Origin of the sequence: Gilliamella sp. B2828, from assembly GCF_026537125.1 — a bacterium.
Classification (GTDB): Bacteria; Pseudomonadota; Gammaproteobacteria; order Enterobacterales; family Orbaceae; genus Gilliamella.
In genome coordinates, this window is sequence record NZ_JAFNMU010000009.1 from 70,330 (window position 1) to 93,384 (window position 23,055).

Sequence of the window (23,055 nt, forward strand, 5' to 3'; positions counted from 1 at the left end):
CCAACTTATCGGTTTCTTTGTTCGAAATAAAATTTTTTTATATGAAAAGGCATTTTACATCGTCAAAAAATAACCTTATAAAAATCATAATGGCAGTAGAAAAAACACAATTAATAATCGTTTCAAAAAATTAAATTTATCACCACGATACAAAAAGAGCAAAATATGTGGCATAAACAAAAACTTGAACCTTTTAAAGGTCCATTATTCAAAAAAGTTATTCAACTCATTGAATATTATATTGAACAGGGGATTTTAATTTCTGGTGAGAAATTACTTTCGGAGCGAGAACTGGCTAAACAATTGCAGGTTAATCGCTCAACAATTGTACATGCGTTGAACCTTTTAACTGAACGCGGTGTATTAATTCGTAAACGAGGTAGCGGTACTTATATAAATAATCAGAAATGGGGGGTACAAGTTTACTCGACAATTAATTGGCGTTTACCTAGGCATTTTTATCAAAACAAACAAACACTGTATCAGCAAAAAATTGACAAAATACGAAACAGCAAAAATCAAATATATGATCTTGCTAATGGAGATTTACCCACAGATTTAATCCCTAAATTACATTTACCCAACATTTCGTCGCAAGAATTAATTATGCACGAAAAACAGAGTGATTTGATGCAGTTGGGTTTACCTTCTCTCAAAGAACAGATTGCAAACTACATGAAAACCTGTTTTGCTATGAAAGTTAATCGTGATGAGATCCTAATTACTTCAGGTACTCAGCAATCATTATTTTTAATTACGCAGGGTTTACTGAAACCAGGAGATGCGATAGGCATAGAATCTCCTTCATACTTTTATTCTTTACCATTATTTCAAGCGGCCGGATTACGATTATATGGTATAGAATGTGATCATCAAGGCATAGTGCTTGAAAGTTTAACAAAAGTAGTCGAACAACATCAAGTTAAATGGTTGTTTTTAAATCCTGTATTTCAAAATCCAATGGGATTTGTTATGAGTGATAAACGAAAAAAGAGAATACTTGATTTTTGTCGTTCACAATGTATTGGTATTGTCGAAGATGATGCCTATAGTAATTTAGCCTTTAAGAATAATTTAGCGATTTCGCCGATTAAAAAATTTGATAATAGTGATCAGGTCATTTATTTAGGCTCATTATCTAAATATATCGGTCGAAATATTCGAATTGGATGGATGATTGCTCCTAGAACCGTTATTGAAAACCTAGCTAAAATCCGCCAACATATAGATTCAGGATTAAGTATTTTACCTCAGTTATTGGCAGAACAATATTTGCAAAACCATTATCTAGCCCATCAACAATTGTTACGCCATAAATTAAAATGCCGATCAGAGCAATTAATAGATTGGTTAAACTCGAAATTCAATGGTGAGATAACTTATCAAGTGTCATTAGGTGGATTTCATTTATATGCCAATTTACCGGTGACAAATCCGGTTCAAGAATTAATGTTTTTAAATCAACTGTTATCACAAGGTATGATAGTTGCACAAGGTTCAGATTTTGGGGATAGCTTAGGTAAAGTCAGATTGAGTTATGGACATTTTATTCAGAATTTGATTTGATGAGCAAATTCAAATTATTTTATCTGTTAATTATCATGGAAAATTTCAAAGTATCATCATCATTATCGATTAATAAACTGTTATTTGTTGCTGGCACAGGTTGGCTGTTTGATGCAATGGATATTGGGTTATTATCTTTTATTTTAGCCGCGTTAAAGCAAGATTGGGGGCTTTCCCCTGCTCAATTAGGTTGGATCGGCAGTGTTAACTCTATCGGCATGGCGGTTGGGGCATTTGTATTTGGTATTTATGCTGATCAAAAAGGGCGAAAATCGGCCTTTTTGTTTACCTTACTCATGTTTAGTATTGCCAGTGGATTAAGTGCCTTTGCATGGGGACTTGGTAGCTTACTTATATTACGATTTTTTATTGGTATGGGATTAGGTGGCGAATTGCCTGTTGCATCCACTCTGGTAAGTGAAAGTGTGGCACCAGAAGTACGCGGTAGGGTAGTTGTTTTATTGGAAAGTTTTTGGGCTATTGGTTGGGTACTTGCGGCATTGATTGCTTATTTTCTTATTCCTCTTCCAACCGTTGGCTGGCGAGGAGCGATGATAATTTGTGCTGCTCCTGCTTTTTATGCCCTTTATTTACGATTTAACTTACCTGATTCACCAACCTATATACAGTTAAATTCTGATGCCAAAAAAGATTCCATTTTGAATAAAATGCGGTCATTGTTATCTACAAAATTTCTTCGTCAAACATTAATGCTATGGATTGTTTGGTTTTGCGTAGTCTTTTCTTACTATGGCATGTTTTTATGGTTGCCAAGCGTTATGATGATAAAAGGGTTTGGTATGGTCAAAAGCTTTAAATATATTTTATTAATGACTCTTGCTCAGTTACCTGGTTATTTCACCGTTGCGTGGCTGATTGAACGTTTCGGGCGCAAATGGGTATTAGTTACCTATTTATTTGGTACATTAATAAGCGCTTATCTGTTTGGCGTTTCCGAATCTGCACATCAGTTATTCGTTTTTGGTGCATTACTTTCGTTCTTTAATTTAGGTGCATGGGGAGCGATGTACGCTTATACGCCAGAACAATACACAACCAATATTCGTGCGACGGGTGCTGGAATAGCGGCATCAATTGGTCGTATCGGCGGTATTTTAGGTCCGTTAATGGTAGGTTTATTAATGGCAAATAATGTATCAATTAGTCAGATTTTTGGGCTTTTTAGTTTATCGATCTTAGTAGCAATTATCTGTATTGTATTTTTAGGTTATGAAACGAAACAAACTAAACTAAACTAAACTAAACTAAACTAATTATTGTTAATTTTACAACTATCACCAATCGTTGAAATAAATTGATTTGTGTGGTTTTGATCGTATAAACCGATAAACCACACAATGCATTTTATAACTTAATGAATAATTAAAATATTCTACAGATGATGCAATCTCATCTGATTATCCCGTTAATTTGTTTTAGCGATAATGAGCTCTTTTGACCGAAATCGTGTAATTGCAGGCAATACTATACCTGACTATAATCATTTCAAAATCTTTAGAAAATTAAAAAGGGGACAATTTTGAAACTATCAGAAAAAGCTTTCCATTATTTAGGTATTATCGCAACGGCAGCTTCGTTATGTATGTATATTTCTTATATCCCGCAAATTATTGACAATCTTCATGGATTAAAATCTAATCCTACGCAACCCTTAGCTGCTGCGATCAACTGTTTACTGTGGGTATTTTATGGATTATTACGGGAAAAGAAAGATTGGCCAATTGCTATTGCTAATTCTCCTGGTGTAATATTTGGCTTTATTGCATTTTTAACCGCGTTATAAATTCTGGTGAGGTAATATGACAATCAATATTTGTATTGATTGTCGCTTATTTGTTGCTTTTTTCGTGAATTAAAAGGTTTATCATATCAATCCCAGTAAGTGAAAAATAATTAAATCGTTGCAATTAACTGTTTACTACAAATTTAAGTATTACAATAAAGATATGGATTGATTAATTTAAATATTAACTATTGAGAATTCTTGTTGCCTTTATGGTATTTTTCACCACTTTGAATAAGAATAATTATAATCAACAATCAATATTAATATGTGGTTGTTGCTTTTTTATTGCAATTTTTAGGATAAAAAGATTGACTCTTTAAAAAAAATAAGAAAAAAATACTTGCTTTTTCACCTGATATGTAATTGAAAAATTAAGTGGTCACTATTTGGCCTTTAAAAAATAATATTATAAATCAATACTATAAAGAGTTATCAACAGGTTTGTTAAATACTTATCAAATAGTATAGTGAATAATTTTGGGGATATATCATTAAAAAAATTTTATTAATGATTAATATTTGTCCATTGTAAAGAGTTTAATATACTATTATAGTAAAAGTGCTAATAATACTTTGATAAGGATTTAAATTTTAGGATTGATGGAACTTGTTATTCGAAGAAGTTGATGATATTAACCTTAAAGACTGGCTAATTTAAGCGAATCGTTGTTAAGTAGGTAATGACAAGACAAAAGGAATGAATATTATGACTGAGATAAATTTTTCAGATGACCTGATTAGAGAATTCATCTACTCCGTATATCGTAAAGAGGTATTGTTAAATTTAAAAGGCGTAGTATTAACTCAAGATGATCGTAAAAAATTGCACGAAAAAAGGGATTTTGTGAATAATTTATCGGAAGATGAGTTAAACGATATTCGTTCTTGGATTGTGAATAGATTGAAATTATTGGAAATTCAACACTTGTAAACGCTATTTCATTTTTTTATATTAGGCTTATCTTTATTTGCTTTTATAAACAATTATGTTTAACACAAATAGACAGATTCACCAATAATTTTATAATATTAGTAGTTGTATATTTAAAGGAAAGGAAATGAAAAAGTTAGTTTTGGTTCTTTCATTAGGTTTACCCGCGATGTCTATAGCATCTAATTGTGAGAACATTAGTGCCAATATAGCAGAAAAAATAAAAAATAATGGTGTTGCTCCTTCTAAATTTCAATTAAAACTTATACCAGTAGATCAAGCAGATCAACAAAATGAAAGTAAAATTGTTGGATCTTGTGATGGTGGTCAACAAAAAATTGTCTATGTGCGTTTTGAAGATATCTCCTTAACTACTGAATCAATCGAACAAACACCAACTACACAAGACCAAAATACTCAATCTGATACCTCAGCTCAACAAGAAGCTGCCCCCCCACCAACTATCAAAAATCAGGAACCTTAAATTGATTCAAATAATCGATATAGACGTTAATAGAATAAGTGCAATAAGTTAACTCTGCAAAGATTTCTAATAAACCTGCTGAACGGCAATGATAAAAATAAAGATTCATTTTTAGTCAAAAAATAGAAGAACAAATAAAGAGTAAAATTTCTTAATAAATTATTACTCATGTAAACGTTTCTCATTATTCCGAATGTTTTATTTATCTATGGTGCTATAGTCCGAAACTCTATCCGTAGCACCTGATTTGATTAATACCGACTAAGGGAGTTTAAAAGACGCTTTTTGTGCAAGTCTGTTTTACTCGTTAGTAACTGAGTTGTTAGAAAGGAGCTGTTATGTCATCGTTTTACTCACTTATTAAATCATGTCAAGCCGATTGGGATCATTATATTCAACATGAGTTTATCCAACGATTAGGCAAAGGAACATTAGATATCACTTGTTTTCAACATTATTTAAAACAGGACTATCTATTTTTATTCAATTTTTCTAGAGCTTGGGGACTTGCTGTGTATAAAAGTCATGATCTTGCTGAAATGAAGCAATCTTTAAATAGTTTAAAAACCATCGTTGAAGTTGAACTTGATTTTCATATCGAATATTGTAAAAGATGGCGAATAACTGAAAATGAACTCAACACGTTAACAGAAGCCAGAGCAAATATGGCATATACACAGTATGTGCTTGATGTTGGATTAAAAGGTGATATTTTAGACTTACACATTGTATTGGCTCCTTGTTTAATCGGTTATGGCATGATTGCCAATTGGTTAAAAAAACAACATTGGTATAATGCGAAAAATAATCCATATTCCAGTTGGATCAAAATGTATGTTACTAAGGAGTTTCAACAAGCAATGCAAAATGAAATTGCTTGGATTGATCAGCGCTTATTAAATATAGATACAAACCGCTTAGAACAGTTAAAGACACTATTTAAACATGCTACTCAACTTGAAGCTGATTTTTGGCAAATGGGGTTGGATAAGAGCTTTTAGTAATAAGCATACTTTACCATTTAAGGTAAAGTATGTTGATTGCAAACTAAAGAAGTTCTGTATAATTTTGTTTGGTTGATTCATCCCAAACGCTCGCTTGCACTTGACCGATATGTTTTTGTTGTAAAAGCAACATAACTAGACGAGATTGACCAATTCCGCCACCAATGGTTTGTAATAGTTCGCCATTGACTAAAGCTTGGTGCCAAGCAAATTGCAAACGATTCTCGTCACCAGTGATTTTCAATTGACGTTTTAATGTTTCTGAATCGACACGAATACCCATAGATGAAATTTCAAATGCACTATTCAAAACTGGATTCCAAACTAAAATATCACCATTTAATCCTTTAGAACCCATTTCATTATCCGTACTCCAATCATCATAATCCGGTGCGCGCACATCATGTTTTTCGTTATTTGATAATTTACCTCCAATACCAATTAAGAACACGGCACCAAGCTCTTTAGTTATGGAGTTTTCACGCTCTTTAGGTGATAAATTTGGATAACGTTTTAAAAGTTGCTCACTGTCCATAAACGTTATTGATTCAGGTAAAAATCGGGAGAGATGATATTTTTCCGATACTGCTTTTTCGGTCGCTTTAATAGCCGAATAAATTTTTTCAACAGTCCTTTTTAAATAGGTTAAAGTACGATCTTCTGGTCGGATTACTTTCTCCCAATCCCACTGATCTACATAAACGGAATGAATAGGTGAAAGACAATCTTCATCAGGACGTAGTGCTTTCATATTAGCATATAAGCCTTCTCCTATGGTAAAATGATGATTACTTAAAATTTTACGTTTCCATTTAGCGAGTGAATGTACCACTTCAAATTGGGCATTATTGATTGTTTTTACCCTAACTTGCACTGCATTTTCAGTGCCAGATAGGTTATCTTGTACACCATCACCAACTTTACTTAGTAGGGGGGCTTGTACTTCAATTAATGATAAGTTTTCAGCCAACTTCTCGGCAAAAAATTGTTTAACAAAGCTGATTCTTTGTTGTTGTTCTTTAAATGATATCTGCATGTTTAGTCTCTAATTATTTATAATTTGTATAGGTAAAGTAAACTAGAAAATAAAAATTTGCAAGGTACAATAAGCTAAATGCAAATAACAGCAATATTGCTCAACCAATTATGGTTTTGAATTAATCGATGATAGATAGTTTATTTTGTTAAATAACTTTCAGGTTAACCTTACGTTTCAGTAAAAAATCAATAAATAATTTTAATTAACTTTACGGTTATAAAGGAAAATATACTGTAGATCCAGTATAACCGTTTACTTTTAATATTAACTAATAAATTTAGCATAACAGACTTGTGTATTAGTTTGCATATAAAAAATTTCTTAACAAAGTTACATAAGAATGCCACCCAAAATATCAATAGTGGAAGCAATAAAGATCGTTAATACAGGGTTATTTCACTAACAATGAGAAGTAACACTATTAAAAATTGTTTGATAGTTAATGAACGATTAAATGATGTTTTAATTGCATAATTTAGCCGAAGTGTGTCTGTTCAGATGGACTCATAATTAATTCATCTAACCGCTTTGGCGGTTTTTTATTGCTCAACGCATCTAAATAAAATACTATTACAAAAAATAAGATTTAAGGTATGAAAAAATTTAATTATTTTTTCATCTGTTTTGGTTCGATAATAAATGGAAGTAAGGAATGAAAAATTTAATTGCTATCTCAATATTCACTCTAATGAGTTTCAATGCTTTTGCCAATGATAATGCAAAAAGATTAACTGAGTTGCTTATAAATGAAGATATTGCTGTTTTTAAAACAGACGGTGAATCAATTATTGGTGAAAAAATACCAACTGTATCTGTATCAGCTTTAAATGAAGAATTCAGTAATGACCTGATTAACTACGAAAAAACATACGATCAGAAGTTAGTTAATATCATAGCAGAAGCATCAGATGTTAAAACGGATTTAAATGGTAACCCATATATTATTGCAAGTGATGAGGATCCATCTGAATTTGTTGTTATCAAATTGAAAAATAAAGATGATATGCAGAGTATTATTAAGGGAAGTGAATTAGACTTAATTTGTTTAGGTATAAAAGACAACAAATTTCCGTCGTTAGAAAATTGCGTCACTACTGACAGTTATCTTCAAAACTTTCTTGAAAGGATAATGAATAATATCAGCCAACTAAAAGAAGGGGACGTTCCAAAAGATTTTTTTGAAGCGATTTATCTGAGTTTTAAAGAATTTGATATTCAGAATCCTAATAGATTAGATGAAAAAAAATTAGAAAATAACCCAGATGATATGAATGCTATCATCAAAATAGTAACGGATAGCATTAAAGATGACGCCAAACAATTTACAATGCCTCACCCATAAAAAAGCCCGAAAGGGCTTGATTCCAACAAATTGATTTTCATTTTACATTATTAAAAAATTGCCGCTTTATATTAACAGTAGACTTTTCTATGTTTTAAATTAACACAGTTTATGTTATCGGTATGTACATCAATTCATCACTTATACTATAATATCACGCAGTTTTTTTGTGTTCCTTGTATGTACAGGGATAAACCGTTTAGACGAAAAGAATAGTAATTGAAGCTATAGGTTCCCTGTTCATACAGGGATTATTAAATAAAAATTATTGAAGGGGCAATGTTCATCCCCCCCTTGTTTACTTACACGGGGGAATATTTTATTCTGCAAACTTATTTTTATGATCATACCGATTGTAGTGGATAGTATCACTCATTAAGTAGTTGTAGATTTCATCTACAATATCGATACCATTTTTTAAGTAATTCGCTTCGCGTTTTTTGCCTCGTTCACCAGGGAAAAAGATTTCACTGTTTCCTTTAGCTGGTTTGACCTGTTTAAGTTGGTTAAGCATTGCTGACATATTCTTTTTGAATGCTTCAATACCGATAAAATAATCGGGATTGATCACAATATGCAAATGCCCAAGATCGCGTCCTTTGGATAAATTGGCATACATTGATGATACGTTTTTACCAAATGGAAGGCCCAATAAAATGCCTGACAATATATCGACCATCATCATTAACCCATAACCTTTAGCATCTGCTATTGGTAACAAAGCGTTGACTTTATGGGGATCGGTTGTTGGTTCTCCCTGTTCGTCTACAGCCCAGGTTGGCGGAATCGGAACACCTTTGGAGCGAGCATAAAGTATTTTTCCCCAAGCTTGTACTGTGGTAGCCATGTCGAAGGAAACAAGGCGATCGTCGGCAGTTGGTGCAGCAAAGGCGATAGGATTAGTACCAAAAAACTCTTCTGCACCACCATAAGGTACAGCCATCGGATCAGATTGGCACATTGATATCGCAATTAGGTTTTCTTCAGCGGCCATTTCAGTAAAATAACAAAGTGAACCACTGTGTGACATACGACGAATACCTACCACTGCAATGCCATTTTTTTTCGCCATTGCTATTGCTTTGTCCATGCCAACTTTAGCGGCCACCAAACCGCAACCATTGTCAAAATCTAATATCCCACTGGCAGGCCCAGTTTCTTTGTAAGTGACATTAGGATTAGGAGTCATACCACCTTTGGCGATACGTTCGGCGTAATATTCAACTCGTACCGCACCATGTGAATGGATACCACGCGCATCAGCAAAGGATAGGGCATCGGCAGCAATATTAGCATGTTCATTTGTTAAACCTGCTTTATGCAGTTTTTTCGCGATTAAATTGTGTAAGGTTTGTCTATCAACTCTCATAGTAAAACTCCTGTCTTTTATCAATATGTTTATTTACTCATTACATTGTTGATTTGATGGGCTGACAATAGTGCCTTTACTGGTATCTAATAACGCTTCAATATCGGTCAAAGTGCCAATATAAGCCCTGCTTCCTGTCTTTTCGACAAATTCAATTACAGATTTTATTTTGGGACCCATCGCACCATCGTCAACAGCGAGTGGTTTTAGTTGTTTAGGGGTGACATGACGTAACGCAGTTTGGGCAGGTGTTCCCCAATTTTCATAAACTGCATCGGCATCGGTTAAGATCATCAGATGATCGGCCTTGAGTTGTGTTGCAAGTTTTGCAGCTGAATAATCTTTATCTATCACTGCTTCAATACCTTTATAACCCTTTTCGTCTTTTATTACTGGAATACCTCCACCACCGTTACATATCACAATGGTATCATCGGTTAGTAATTTTTGTATGGTATCAATTTCAAGTATTGTCTTCGGTTTCGGTGATGGGACAACTCGACGAATATATTGTCCATCTTTCTTAAATGTCCAACCATATTGTGCTTCCAATTTTTGCTTCAAATCGGGTTGATAGACGGGGCCTATGTACTTAGTTGGATGCTTAAATGAGGGATCGTGCACATCGACTTCAACTTGTGTTAATAGTGTCACAACTTTATTAACTCTTTTATATTGTTGTAAGCTGCGCCCTATCATATAACCTAACATGCCTTGTGTCTGGGCAACTAAAATATCCAACGGGTAGGCAGTTATTTGAGTATAAGCCTGATTTTGTAGAGCCAATAATCCTACTTGTGGTCCATTGCCATGTACAATTACCAATCGATATCTACCAGCAAGTTTGGCAATAATTTTCGTTGTTGCATCTATATTTTCATATTGATTATCTACTGTTAAGAGTTGTTTGCGTTTAGCAATGGCATTACCGCCTAAAGCAATGACAATAAGTTCCATTTTGTTTCCTTAATCATTTTTTATGGTTGCTAGTTTTGTATTTATATTTCTATATCTCGATGGCAATCTTTAGAATAGATGTAACTTAATGGCTCTTTGCCAACAGAGTAGCAAGCTTGCAGTGCATAAGCACCCATAAAAATATAATCATCCTTTTTGACTGGTATCCACTCATTATCAAGCAAATATATACCCTCACCACTAAGTAAATATGCACCGTGCTCTTGAACATGTGTTTCAATGTACCCATGACTCGCTCCTGGTTTAAAAGTTAATATATGGAAGTTCATGTCAAAACCGAGCTCTTTAGGTAGTAGGTCTTGCACAAATACGTTATCCATATCTTCGTAACAGACGTAATCTAGCTTTTGAGCATGGTTGCTTACTATATGTGCTTGATGACCTACGAGCGATATATAACGGCGTTTATACAAAAATAGTCGTGACAATGGGACGTTATTTTGCAAATACAGTTTAACTCCTGCAGGACAGTATACATAGCCAGTTGTTTTAAGATTATAGGTTTGATCACCGGCTTTTACTGTCACTTCACCACTAATCACATAAACAAAAACTTCAATATCTTTACCGCCAAAACCTTGTTGATTTTTGCCATCTTGATGCATAGTGACAAGATAATCCACAAACGATGCCCCTAATTTTGGCGTGGATAGGATGGTAATGTCACAGTTTTCAAATCCTGGAATGATATTTTTGACTAATCCATCAGGCGGTATTAATGCGTAATTATGGCGTTTAATAATGGCTCTGGAGGCAAGTAAATCTTTTGGATAACCAGTGTTGTTATTGATATACCCCATTTTCATTCTCCTTGTAAAATGACGATTTTTTGACTATTTTTTATTGAATGTTTCGTTGATTTTTATTTAGGTAATAGCAATCCCAACTTATAAAAAGCAGTGATTTGTTTAACCGGCATAGGTATTTGGCCGGTAATGATGTTTATTGGTTGTTTGACATTTTTTTCGTATTGATCAGCATGAAGATTAGTGTAGCAACGACCAATATGCCGATGGCAACATAAAATCCAGTGATTTTAGTACCAGTAAGATCGGCTAAGTAACCAGTTAATGGCGGTGCAATTACTGATGAGCTCATGCCAAAAAAATTAAAGACACCAAAGGATGTGCCGTAATTGGATTTTGGCGCTGTTTCGGCAACATGTGAAATCAATATCGGTTCAACAGTGAGTTTGCCAAATAATCCATAAAACATTAATCCCGCAAGTAAAAAACTAATGGTTGTAGATTGTACGGTAATCAATAAGGTTGCAGCAGCAATCAGTTCTAATACGATAATGAAGAGTAGACGTTTACTTCTAAATTTATCAGATATTTTACTGATGATTAAGGCACCAGGTATTGCTGCGAAGGCTACCAATGATGACGCTGAGCCAATACTTCCACCAGTAAATCCACGTTCAGTTTCCAAAAAGTTTGGTAACCAACTGACAATCATGTAGTATCCATAACATGTTGCAAAGTATATAATGTAAGAGGAAATCATTTGAATACTGAAGAAACGGTGTTTTTTCTCAGACTGAATGGGCGAAATTGTCGTTTGTTTATCGATTGTATTATTTATAATTTGTTGTTTTAATTTATGTTTTTCTTTTATAACAATAGCAAATCCTGCAACTAAGCAAAGTATTAAAGCTGCTATAATATAAAGCATGTATTCCCATGGCATACCCCATGATTTCACTAAAAAACTGGTAGCCAACAAACTTATGCCCATTCCTAAGGCCGACCCCGTATTGATAATTGCCGAAGCAAATCCACGATGTTCTGCTGGGATATTTTCGGCTGAAAGTGACCAGGCTGAACCATAATAAGAACCACAACCTAAGCCAGCTAATAAACTTCCAACATAAATCATTAATATGGAATGCGCATTACCGATGATTAAAGCGGCGATAGCAAATAATAAGAAACCGGGAATAACCACGGCTTTTTTACCAAACTTATCAACTAACATTCCTGCTGGAATTTGCATTGCGGTGTAAGCAAAAAAATAGCAACTAGCAATTAAACCTAATTCAGTATTGGATTGCGGACCTATAGTTTGTTGGACTTCCGGAAAGATAGCGGTAAGGACTGGACGATAGATCCACATTACAGTCCAACCAAGACACAATAAAACTACTATTTTATGCCAATATTGAATACCGCCTGCTTTAGCTATTGTGTTAACTGTTGTCATGCTAACTCCTCATTATTCTTGGTAAGCTAATTTATAAAGGGCATAGGTCAGCGCTTTTATACCTTCAACTAAGTCTACGGTTTTGGTATCTTCAGCGGTATTGTGGCTGATGCCTTTGATACTAGGTACAAACAGCATAGCGGTAGGTACCCGTGGAGCAAAAATTTGTGAATCATGTCCAGCACCACTGTGCATTACACGATAACTGAGCTTCTCTTTTTTGCAAATGTCTTCTAACATATGGATCAGTTTGTTGTTCATTGGTATTGGGTCTTCATCCATCCAGCGGTGGATTTCAATTTTAAGTCCTAGCTCTTTAGCAATACGTGTCATATCCGCTTCGATTTCTTCAGTAAATCTAATCAATTCGGTTTTATCAGTATGGCGACAATCCATAGTAAATAGCACTTCACCAGGCACGACGTTAACAACATTAGGTTTTGGTTCAACATGACCAAAAGTCAGCACTAAAGGATCGCCTACTTTTAGCGCCTTATTAATGGATTCATGACAGATACAACTAAAAGCATACACTGCATCTTGACGATAACCCATTGGTGTGGTGCCTGCATGGTTTGCTTCACCAATAAGTCTGATGTTATAGCGTCGTTGACCAACAATACTGGTTACAATGCCAATACTTTTTTGTTCTTTTTCAAGTACACCACCTTGTTCAATATGAATTTCTAAAAAAGCTTTAATATCGCTGCGTGCAGGTTGAGTACTAAATTGAAATCCACACGCTTGCATGGCATCAATAAATTTGATTCCTTTTTCATCAGTGATATTTTCCACATCTTTTTTGTTTGCAATCGCAAAAACATTTTTACTTCCCCAAAATACATATGGAAAGCGACTGCCTTCTTCTTCTGCCATTGAGATAAGTTCTAAGGAACGAAGTGGTTGACCGTAGTTTTCTTTCAAGTATTGCATGGCAAGTAGGGCGGCAATAATACCGAGTTGCCCATCTAGCTTTCCACCATTGACAACAGTATCAACATGCGAACCTGACATAATGATTTGATCTTTAAATTTACTACCTTCAAAGCGACCATATAAATTACCCACATCATCAAAATAGCTTTGCATACCAATATTTGTCATACGTTCTTTCAATGCATTTTGTGCTGCAAGCCATTGAGTTGTGTAAAGTAAACGCGTTGTTCCTCCTTGTTCAAGTCCCCCAAAACTGGATATCCACTCTACTGCATTTGCCACATCATCATGTAAGATTTTCATAAGCATCTACCTATTTTTAATCATTCTATTATTAATAATTATTCTGGTTATGTTTGATAAGTAACATACTATTAATAACAAATAATAATGTGATCAAACACTCTTTTTTAGTTTTATAAAATTTAATTAATTTAATGAGTTACTATTATAAAAAAATTTTTAACAATATCTTATCATAATGATTTATAAAGAATTTTTTTAGTATAATAAGTTATTGATTTGTGACATATAACCTATTTATTCTCAGTTTTTTTCGTAATATATAAATAGTGTGAAATTTTAAATTTGATAGATAAACGTATAACGATTTATCGGCGTTTAACAAATACCATTGGTAATAATTATTTAAGTTATTTATCAATTTACGTTTATTGCATATTTAAAAATAAAGAATTACTAAATAACTGAGAGGCAATTGGCATGATTCAATCTTTCATAAAAAAAGGAAGCTTTCAAGATTCGGTCAGTTTAATGTTAATTTCAAAAAAGCTGAGTAGTCTTGACGAAGTTGATGAAGTTTCCGTCATGATGGGGACACCAGCCAATAAATCCTTACTTACAGCAACGGGTTTTTGGAGTGATATATTTAATGAGGCTTCCCCGAATGATATTTGTGTTGCCATTAAAACGCATAATGATTCAATTAATGTTGTGGATCTAATCAGTGTAAAGCTTGAAAACTCGTTAAAAAATATCGTTCAGCAGCAAGGTAGCAGTAAATTACTCAAAGCAAGACGTTATGCTAGCGCAATTCAAAAACTACCTGACGCAAATTTAGTGTTGATATCGATTGCTGGTGAATACGCCGCAGATCTTGCTGAACAAGCCATTGATGATAATAAAAATGTAATGATCTTTTCAGATAATGTGCCTGTGACAGATGAAATTCGATTAAAAACTAAGGCTTCTAGTAAAGATTTGATTGTGATGGGTCCTGATTGTGGTACAGCGATTATTGCTGGTGCTCCATTGGCTTTTGCCAATGTGATTCCCAAAGGGAACATTGGGGTAATTGGTGCATCGGGTACAGGTATTCAAGAAGTCATCTCACAAATTGCGTTATTAAACCAAGGTATTACACAAGCTATTGGTTTAGGCGGGCGTGATTTATCGCAAGAGGTAGAGGGAATAAGCGCTTTAACCGCATTAAAGATGCTCGCGGCAGATGAGCAAAGTCAAGTCATTGCGTTTATTTCAAAACCTCCTGCTGAAAATGTGAGGGGAAAAGTTATTGCTTCCATGAAGCTGATTAAAAAGCCAATTGTGGCACTGTTTTTAGGATCAACTATCGACAAAGCACAAGATGAAAATATCTATTTTGTCAAAACATTAGATGAAGCAGCACGTTTAGCGTGTTTATTAGCCAAAGTAGAAATAGTTGCACATCAATTACATAAGGTAGCTAACAAAACGATTTCAGGACTTTATACCGGTGGAACTCTGGCTTCAGAAGCTGCGATACTACTTGCACAAGAGTTACATTTATCAGTCAGAAAAAATCATGATAAAGGCATATTGCTTGATGAAAACGGTCATAAAATTATTGATCTTGGAGATGATTTTTACACTGTTGGACGACCACATCCAATGATTGATCCTTCTATTCGTGAACAAGAAATTAGTAAACTAGGGGAACAAAAGTCAGTTGGGGTAGTATTACTTGATTTAGTGATTGGTTATGGCGCTAACTCAAATCCTGCTGAATCAATTATTGCCGGATATAAAGCAGCCAGTGCAGCGCGCTCAGCGGATAATCCCTTAATTGCTATCGCTACGGTAACGGGCTCACAGCAAGATCCACAATGCCGTAGAAAGCAAATTGATACCTTAACAGAGAATAATATTGTGGTGATGGATAATCTGTTCGAGGCGATATTATTAGCTAAAAAATTAATTACACCAATCACATCATCAAATTCACATAAAACATATCCTTTGCTTAATCATATAAGCGTAATCAATGCTGGATTGCGTAGTTTTGCAGAAGATCTTCAATCATCCAATGTCCCTGTTGTGCATTATCAATGGACACCAATAGCTGGCGGAAATCCAACATTAGCGGCTATTTTGAAAAAATTAAATTAAGAGGTTTTGACGAATGAATAAAGTAATTAATGAAGCAAACCAAGCCATTATGGAGCGAATCAAAGCCGCTAGACCACATTGGATTGGGGTAGTTGCTGCGAAAGAAGCTATACCGACTTTAGCACAAAATTATAAGTTATTACATGCTGGTCCTCCTATTGTCTGGAAAGATATGACAGGACCAATGCAGGGGGCATGCATTGGCGCCTGTCTGTTTGAAAAATGGGCGAGTGATGAAAAACAAGCTTTGGATTTATTAGAAAATGGTGGAGTTGAATTCATTCCATGTCATTCCGTTAATGCGGTTGGACCGATGGGCGGTATCACTTCAGCCAATATGCCAATGTTAGTTGTTGAGAACCTCACTCATGGTAATCGAGCGTACTGTAATTTGAACGAGGGTATTGGCAAAGTAATGCGCTTTGGTGCATATGGTGAAGAAGTACTCAATCGTCACCATTGGATGAAAGAGTCGTTAGGACCAGCATTAAATGATGCTCTTAAACTGTTTGAAAATGGAATTGATCTTACAGCCTTAATGGCACAAGCCATTACTATGGGTGATGAGTTTCATCAACGTAATATTGCGGCTTCAGCTTTATTGCTAAGAACATTGTCACCTAAATTAATTATGCTTGATCGCAATAAAACAGAACTGGCTAAAATATTTGAATTTTTAAGTGTAACGGATCAGTTCTTTTTAAATCTAGCGATGGCATTTTGTAAATCGGTCATGGACAGTGCAGCATATCTTCAAAAAGGGACTATTGTTACAGCTATGACGCGTAATGGTAAAGATTTTGGCATCAAGGTCAGTGGTTTAGGTGATGAGTGGTTTACTGCACCTGTTAATACTCCGCAAGGTCTATTTTTCACTGGCTATTCACAAAATGAAGCCAATCCAGATATTGGTGATAGCGCTATTACTGAAACTTTTGGTATTGGTGGTGCGGCTATGGTAGCTGCGCCAGGAGTAACCCGATTCGTTGGCGCAGGTGGCGTAGATATTGCATATGAAGTATCAGAAGAGATGAGTGAAATCTATCTTGACCATAATATGTTGTTACAAATTCCATCTTGGAACTTCCAAGGATGCTGTTTAGGTCTTGATCTTCGCCGCATTGTTGAAACGGGTATCACGCCTTTAATCAATACTGGCATTGCCCACAAAAAGGCCGGTGTGGGTCAAATTGGTGCAGGAACGGTACGTGCTCCATTAGCCTGTTTTGAAAAAGCACTCGAGGCATTAGCCAAAAAACTTAAAGTTTAATTTATGAAATGTAAATATGCAGAGAATAAATTACAAACAAAAGCGATAAGTACTTCACTTACGGCAACATCATTTGCTGCCGATGCAAATCGGCAGTTTTTCATGTCATCAACCCAAAATCACTTACAGCAATTTAAACCATTAATCATCAGTGCCCATGCACCAAATGTAGAGGGAAAATTATCTCTATTTAGTTTACATGAACATACAGTGAATTTAATCAATCACCAGCAACAATTAGTCACATTACATCAATATGGTAGTGGTTTATCACCTATGGGTTGGGTTGTTAAAACCGATGATTTTAATGTAATTCAAACTATGCTAGCTAATGATTATTTAACTCTAAGACAACAGAGTAATGGTGATTTATTACTCGGCGATATTTTGTTAAGTTATAATACTCATATCTGCAATATGACATTAAAGAGTAGAACACACACCGAATTAGATAAAACCGCGATTAGACAATTATTCATGCAGATAAATTATCCAACAGGCTTATTTGGGTTACTTCGAGAAAATATTGTCAACAACCCCGCACCAGAACTAATAAGTTTATGTAATAGGTTGAATAGTTTAATGTTGGGGGAAAGAGTAAATATTACTCAATTTATTGGATTAGGTCCGGGTTTAACTCCTAGCTTTGATGATATTATAGTCGGAATAATTGCAATACTTTTCTGTGATCATCGTTTTAAACCCAAAATACAACGAATAAAAACGACATTGCAGAATTTGCCATTAGAGGTATTGACAACAAAAATTAGTGCTACATTTTTAAAATATGCATTACAAGGTAAATTTTCATTACCTGTTTTAAATGTTATTGAACGCCTGAATCAACATAGGTATAACCATTGTGCAATTCATAATCTTTTAAATTATGGACACACATCAGGAGCCGATCTTTTATTAGGGATCTGGTTGGGTATTGATCGTTTTGTTATAAAGGATTGAATAATGTTAGATACAGAAACTATGCGAACCTTCACAAAAGTAGTTGAGTGTAAAAGCTTTTCCAAAGCAGCCAAATTGTTATTTAAAACTCCAGCTGCCATTAGTTATCGTATCAAATCATTGGAAACGGATCTTAATACTCAATTGTTTGAACGCACAACACGAACAGTATCATTAACTCTTGCAGGTCAACATCTCTATGAGCATTGCAGCCAATGGCTACTTTGGTTGACTACTATGCCTGAAGAGCTACATCAAATACGCAATGGCGTCGAACGCAAAATTAATCTGACCATTAATAATTTACTCTATGATGTTGATGCGGTCACGGAGCTATTAAGCCATTTGCAAAAAAAATTTCCATTTACTAATTTTACCTTTAATCGACAAGTATATATGGGCGTTTGGGATTCGTTATTATACGGTGAATATCATCTTGCTATTGGGGCAACAGGAACTGAATCATTAGATAATATGATTAATATTTTTCCATTAGGTGAAATTAATTGGGTTTTTGTTGCAGCAAAAAATCATCCGATCACTCATCTAGAAGGTCCGTTATCAAATGAAACATTACGTAAATATCCCGCTATAAATATTGAAGATACATCAATTCATATGAATAAACGAGTTGCGTGGCTATTGCCAAGTCAATCTGAAATTATTGTGCCTAATATTACAACCAAATTATCCTGTCATTTAAAAGGGCTAGGGATTGGATTTTTACCACGTTCGGTTTGTCAAAAGTATTTGGATTCGGGTGATTTAATTCAATGCCAAGTGATTAATGAACGTAAACCTTCACCATTATCTTTAGCATGGAAAAAGTCGCATAAGGGAAGAGTGATGAGCGAAATTGTTAATTTATTTAAGTTCCACCATCCATTAGCCAGTAGTTTTTTAAAAAATATCGATGTAAAAAGATAAACAATTCATCACAACTAAACGTGATTGTTAACAAATAAACAAGACTTAACTCAAGGAAAATCACATGTTAGATTTAGATAACTATGATCAAATTAATCCACCAGCACGATTACTGATGGGACCCGGTCCAATTAATGCTGATCCACGTGTAACGCGAGCAATGGCTGCGCCTTTAATTGGTCAATTCGATCCTGTTATGACTGATTATATGAATCAAACGATGGCGCTTTATCGTGACATATTTAAAACCAAAAATGAACAAACTTTTGTTATTGATGGCACCGCCAGAGCTGGCATTGAAGCTGTTCTTGTGTCAACCCTTCGTCCAAGGGATAAAGTGTTAGTGCCAATATTTGGACGATTTGGTTTATTACTTTGTGAAATTGCTCATCGTTGTAGAGCAGATGTGCATACTATTGAAGTGCCATGGGGAGAAGTATTCGATCCTAATGTAATTGAAGATGCCATAAAAAAAATTAAGCCACGCTTGTTACTTTGTGTGCAAGGTGATACTTCAACTACTTTACTTCAACCATTAAATAAAATTGGTGAAATTTGTCGTAGATATGGTGTGCTTTCTTACGTTGATGCAACCGCTTCAATTGTTGGTAACGATTTAGAAGTCGATAAGTGGCAACTTGATGGTGTGTCAGTGAGTTTGCAAAAGTGCTTGAGTGGACCTCCAGGCGTGGCTCCTTTAACATTAAGTCCAAAAATGGTTGAAATCATTCAAGCACGCAAATGTGTTGAACTTGGTATCCGAGATCAAGGGGATAGCAGTGGTAGTGATGAAATGATATATTCGAACTATTTTGATCTTGATATGATTATTCGTTATTGGGGATCTGAACGGATTAACCATCATACTGAAGCTACCTCTATGCTTTATGCAGCCAGAGAGTGTGCTCGTATAGTATTGCAAGAAGGATTGGATAATGTCATTGAACGTCATCGCATTAATGGTTCGGCTATGGTCGCAGGTTTACAAGCAATGGGACTTGATTTGTTTGGTGATATTAAACATAAAATGAACAATGTGGTTGGGGTTATACGTCCAGAAAATATTAACGACCTAGAAGTACGTAGTTTAATGCTCAATGATTTTGGTATTGAAATTGGTGCATCTTTTGGTCCTCTAAAAGGTAATGTTTGGCGTATTGGTACTATGGGTTATAACGCTAGAAAACAGTGTGTTTTACAAACATTAACTGCCTTTGAAGCAGTATTAAATCGTGTTGGTTTCAAAACCATTCAAGGCGCTGGATTACAGGCGGCTTGGAATATTTATCAACAATAAATCATATTCTTATAACAAACACTCAATTATAGTTTAACCATAAAAATCAAAAAATAATGCTTTTTAAAAAAGCAGAGCAATACTCTGCTTTTTGTTGTTAAGATGACAAAATTCTCTATTTCAATTGAAAATTGAATTCTTTTTTCAACTTTGTCTTACTCATTAATCCTTTAATACTTCTCAAAAAAGTAAATAATATAATGAAATCTAAATATTAATTTGCATTATTTCCCTTAAAAGCTATTATGTTTTTCATATTTATTTATAGATAGGAATTACCATGATTAAGTCTTGTTTTTCGTTAATTTTATCTGCTTTTTTATTAGTTTCTAGTTATTTAAGTTACGCAGATAAGGCAACAACTTATGTAGTAGGCGCCGGTGGTACGTACCGACCTTTTGAATATGAAAATAATCAGCGTCAGTTAGAAGGCTTCGATATTGATATTATTCAAGCGATTGCTGATGTTGAGAATTTTAACATCAAATTAATTAATACACCTTGGGATAGTATTTTTGCAAGTTTGAACAATGGTGAACGTGATATTATTATTTCAGGTATTACTATTACCGATAAACGAAAAAAATCGGTCGATTTTTCGTTTCCTTACTTTCCCGCTGAACAAGTAGTTGTGACCCAAGCAAACTCTAGTATTACTTCATTGGAAGATTTAAAAACAAAAACGGTTGGCGTTGTAAATGGCAGTACGGGGGATGTGGTTGTTTCAAAAGTTTTAGGAATGAATAGCAAAGCGATCAAACGTTTTGATAATACTCCTCTTTTGTTGCAAGATCTTTATGAAGAAGGGATTGATGCTGCGGTTAGTGACGTTGGGGTAGTTAAGTTTTATATTAAAATGCATCCAGGAAAAGATTTCAATCTAATTGCTGATCAAAATTTCGAAGCTCAATATTTTGGTATAGCTGTTGCCAAAGGAAATGATAAATTACTAAATAGTATTAATGAAGGACTTAAAAAAATTATTGTTAATGGTACTTATGCTACCATTTATGCAAAATGGTTTGATGAAAATGTACCAACTTTGCCCATTAATTAATCTACAGCAATAGGATATTTGATTTATGCAGTTTAATTGGGAAGTGATTAGTGATTATTTGCCTCTGTTTATTGATGGCGCAATAATGACCATTACCTGTACTCTAGTTTGTGTAGTGTTTGGTACGTTTTGGGGATTAATTTTAGGTCTTGGTCGAGTCGCTCAAGTAAAGCACGGTATTTATAAATACACTTTATCAATATTAGTGAAATGGCCAATTAAAATTTATGTAAGCGCCTTTCGCGGTACCCCTTTATTTGTTCAAATTATGGTTATGTATTTTGTTATCATGCCATTTTTGTTACACCCTCGAGAGGGTGTTTTGGTCTCAGATTATTTAATATCGCCTGAAACCGCGCGTTATTTACGAGTGCAATATGGTGCATTTATTTCTTGTGTTTTAGCGATAACTTTAAATGCAGGTGCCTATATTTCAGAAATCTTTAGAGCTGGCATTCAATCTATTGATAAAGGACAAATGGAAGCTGCACGATCTTTAGGTATGAGTTATAGTAGTACTATGCGTAAAGTAATTTTACCTCAAGCTTTTCGACGAATGCTTCCTCCTTTAGGTAATAATGCGATTGCGATTTTAAAGGATTCTTCCTTAGGTTCGGCAATCGGATTGGTTGATTTAGCTTATGCAGCAAGAACGGCTGGTGCGGCGAATGCAGTTTATACTGAACCTTATCTAGTCATTTCTTTAGTTTACTGGTCTATGACATTTTTATTATCCCTACTGGTTAAATATATGGAAAAAAGGTTAGGCAAAAGTGATTCACATTAATAATCTACAAAAGCAATTTGGCGATATCCATGTATTAAGAGGTATAACATGCGATTTTCAGGAAAAAGAAGTTATTTCCATTATCGGTCCTTCAGGATCAGGTAAAAGTACTTTTTTGCGTTGCATTAATGGGTTAGAGGATATCACCGCAGGTGAAATTGAAGTGAATGGCTTTAAAGTACATGATCCAAGAATTCCTATTAATCGCTTGCGAGAATCTGTGGGTATGGTGTTTCAACGCTTTAATCTATTTCCGCATATGACAGTGTTAGATAATTTGATTTTAGCACCTCGTGATGTCAAAAAAATGGCTAAATCCGAAGCTATTACCAAAGCAGAAAGTTTATTAATTAAAGTCGGATTAATTGATAAGATTGATGCTTACCCAAGTCAGCTTTCAGGTGGTCAACAACAGCGTGTTGCCATTGCTAGAGCTTTAATGATGGATCCTAAAGTAATGTTATTTGATGAACCAACTTCTGCACTCGATCCCGAATTGGTTGGTGAAGTTCTAGCTGTCATGAAATCATTAGCTCAAGAAGGTATGACAATGGTGGTTGTAACTCATGAAATGGGCTTTGCCAGAGAGATGTCAAGTCGAGTGATTTTTATTGATCAAGGAATTATTCAAGAACAAGGATCACCAGATCAGATTTTCAAAAATCCACAAAATGAACGGACACAGTTATTTTTAAGTAAAGTGCTCTAGTT

Annotated in this window: 21 protein-coding genes; 15 read left to right on the plus strand and 6 right to left on the minus strand. The window is 34.6% G+C overall.

Translation table 11 applies throughout. From position 1 onward, the window contains the following. Positions 1-165 precede the first annotated feature (165 nt). From J3U19_RS08710 to tenA, 6 genes are all read left to right on the plus strand, one after another. A complete protein-coding gene (locus J3U19_RS08710; protein WP_267341461.1) occupies positions 166-1,566 on the plus strand; it encodes a PLP-dependent aminotransferase family protein in 1,401 nt (466 codons plus the stop codon). A gap of 35 nt (positions 1,567-1,601) precedes the next feature. After that, complete coding sequence (locus J3U19_RS08715; protein ID WP_267346061.1) at positions 1,602-2,825, plus strand: MFS transporter; 1,224 nt, start codon at positions 1,602-1,604, stop codon at positions 2,823-2,825. A gap of 281 nt (positions 2,826-3,106) precedes the next feature. Beyond that, complete coding sequence (locus J3U19_RS08720; protein ID WP_267341458.1) at positions 3,107-3,370, plus strand: SemiSWEET family transporter; 264 nt, start codon at positions 3,107-3,109, stop codon at positions 3,368-3,370. A 709-nt stretch (positions 3,371-4,079) separates the two neighbouring features. After that, positions 4,080-4,304, plus strand: coding sequence for a hypothetical protein (locus tag J3U19_RS08725; RefSeq protein WP_267341457.1), 225 nt, complete (start codon positions 4,080-4,082; stop codon positions 4,302-4,304). Positions 4,305-4,431: 127 nt separating this feature from the next. Continuing rightward, on the plus strand, positions 4,432-4,788 hold the full coding sequence (locus J3U19_RS08730) for a DUF1161 domain-containing protein (protein WP_267346062.1): 357 nt from the start codon (positions 4,432-4,434) through the stop codon (positions 4,786-4,788). A gap of 338 nt (positions 4,789-5,126) precedes the next feature. Then, on the plus strand, positions 5,127-5,789 hold the full coding sequence (tenA, locus tag J3U19_RS08735) for a thiaminase II (protein ID WP_267346063.1): 663 nt from the start codon (positions 5,127-5,129) through the stop codon (positions 5,787-5,789). A gap of 46 nt (positions 5,790-5,835) precedes the next feature. Here tenA and asnA read toward each other — a convergent pair whose 3' ends face one another. Beyond that, positions 5,836-6,828, minus strand: a complete 993-nt coding sequence (gene asnA / locus J3U19_RS08740; RefSeq protein ID WP_267341452.1) for an aspartate--ammonia ligase — start codon at positions 6,826-6,828, stop codon at positions 5,836-5,838. Positions 6,829-7,483: 655 nt separating this feature from the next. On the opposite strand from asnA, the gene J3U19_RS08745 reads away from it, so the two are divergent. Then, positions 7,484-8,173 (plus strand): OB-fold protein, encoded by a 690-nt coding sequence (locus J3U19_RS08745; protein WP_267341451.1) that lies wholly within the window; start codon positions 7,484-7,486, stop codon positions 8,171-8,173. Between the two features lie 319 nt (positions 8,174-8,492). On the opposite strand, the gene allD is transcribed toward J3U19_RS08745, so the two are convergent. The 5 genes from allD to allC all read right to left on the minus strand — a co-directional run bounded on the left by allD (position 8,493) and on the right by allC (position 13,961). Beyond that, positions 8,493-9,542 carry an ureidoglycolate dehydrogenase gene (gene allD, locus J3U19_RS08750; RefSeq protein ID WP_267341449.1) on the minus strand — a complete coding sequence of 350 codons (1,050 nt, stop codon included), beginning with the start codon at positions 9,540-9,542 and terminating at the stop codon, positions 8,493-8,495. Between the two features lie 33 nt (positions 9,543-9,575). Continuing rightward, positions 9,576-10,499, minus strand: a complete 924-nt coding sequence (locus tag J3U19_RS08755) for a carbamate kinase (protein ID WP_267346065.1) — start codon at positions 10,497-10,499, stop codon at positions 9,576-9,578. A gap of 41 nt (positions 10,500-10,540) precedes the next feature. After that, positions 10,541-11,320, minus strand: a complete 780-nt coding sequence (gene allE / locus J3U19_RS08760; protein ID WP_267341446.1) for a (S)-ureidoglycine aminohydrolase — start codon at positions 11,318-11,320, stop codon at positions 10,541-10,543. 142 nt (positions 11,321-11,462) lie between these two features. Then, a complete protein-coding gene (locus J3U19_RS08765; protein WP_267341444.1) occupies positions 11,463-12,722 on the minus strand; it encodes an MFS transporter in 1,260 nt (419 codons plus the stop codon). Between the two features lie 12 nt (positions 12,723-12,734). Next, positions 12,735-13,961: an allantoate deiminase gene (gene allC / locus J3U19_RS08770; RefSeq protein WP_267346068.1), complete on the minus strand. Its 1,227-nt coding sequence runs from the start codon at positions 13,959-13,961 to the stop codon at positions 12,735-12,737. Positions 13,962-14,381: 420 nt separating this feature from the next. Between allC and fdrA the strand changes: the two genes are divergently transcribed. From fdrA to J3U19_RS08810, 8 genes are all read left to right on the plus strand, one after another. Continuing rightward, the gene (gene fdrA, locus J3U19_RS08775; protein ID WP_267341440.1) at positions 14,382-16,046 is read left to right on the plus strand and encodes an acyl-CoA synthetase FdrA; all 1,665 of its coding nucleotides are present in this window, start codon (positions 14,382-14,384) and stop codon (positions 16,044-16,046) included. Positions 16,047-16,059: 13 nt separating this feature from the next. Next, a complete protein-coding gene (locus J3U19_RS08780; RefSeq protein WP_267346071.1) occupies positions 16,060-17,316 on the plus strand; it encodes a DUF1116 domain-containing protein in 1,257 nt (418 codons plus the stop codon). A gap of 3 nt (positions 17,317-17,319) precedes the next feature. Continuing rightward, positions 17,320-18,276 (plus strand): DUF2877 domain-containing protein, encoded by a 957-nt coding sequence (locus J3U19_RS08785; protein WP_267346072.1) that lies wholly within the window; start codon positions 17,320-17,322, stop codon positions 18,274-18,276. Positions 18,277-18,279: 3 nt separating this feature from the next. After that, positions 18,280-19,203, plus strand: a complete 924-nt coding sequence (allS, locus tag J3U19_RS08790) for an HTH-type transcriptional activator AllS (RefSeq protein ID WP_267346074.1) — start codon at positions 18,280-18,282, stop codon at positions 19,201-19,203. A gap of 64 nt (positions 19,204-19,267) precedes the next feature. Then, on the plus strand, positions 19,268-20,500 hold the full coding sequence (locus J3U19_RS08795) for a pyridoxal-phosphate-dependent aminotransferase family protein (protein WP_267341433.1): 1,233 nt from the start codon (positions 19,268-19,270) through the stop codon (positions 20,498-20,500). Positions 20,501-20,780: 280 nt separating this feature from the next. Then, a complete protein-coding gene (locus tag J3U19_RS08800; protein WP_267346075.1) occupies positions 20,781-21,557 on the plus strand; it encodes a basic amino acid ABC transporter substrate-binding protein in 777 nt (258 codons plus the stop codon). A gap of 25 nt (positions 21,558-21,582) precedes the next feature. Then, positions 21,583-22,344 (plus strand): amino acid ABC transporter permease, encoded by a 762-nt coding sequence (locus J3U19_RS08805; protein WP_267341429.1) that lies wholly within the window; start codon positions 21,583-21,585, stop codon positions 22,342-22,344. Further along, positions 22,331-23,053: an amino acid ABC transporter ATP-binding protein gene (locus J3U19_RS08810; protein WP_267341427.1), complete on the plus strand. Its 723-nt coding sequence runs from the start codon at positions 22,331-22,333 to the stop codon at positions 23,051-23,053. Before J3U19_RS08805 ends, J3U19_RS08810 begins: the two co-directional genes overlap by 14 nt. Positions 23,054-23,055: the final 2 nt, after the last annotated feature.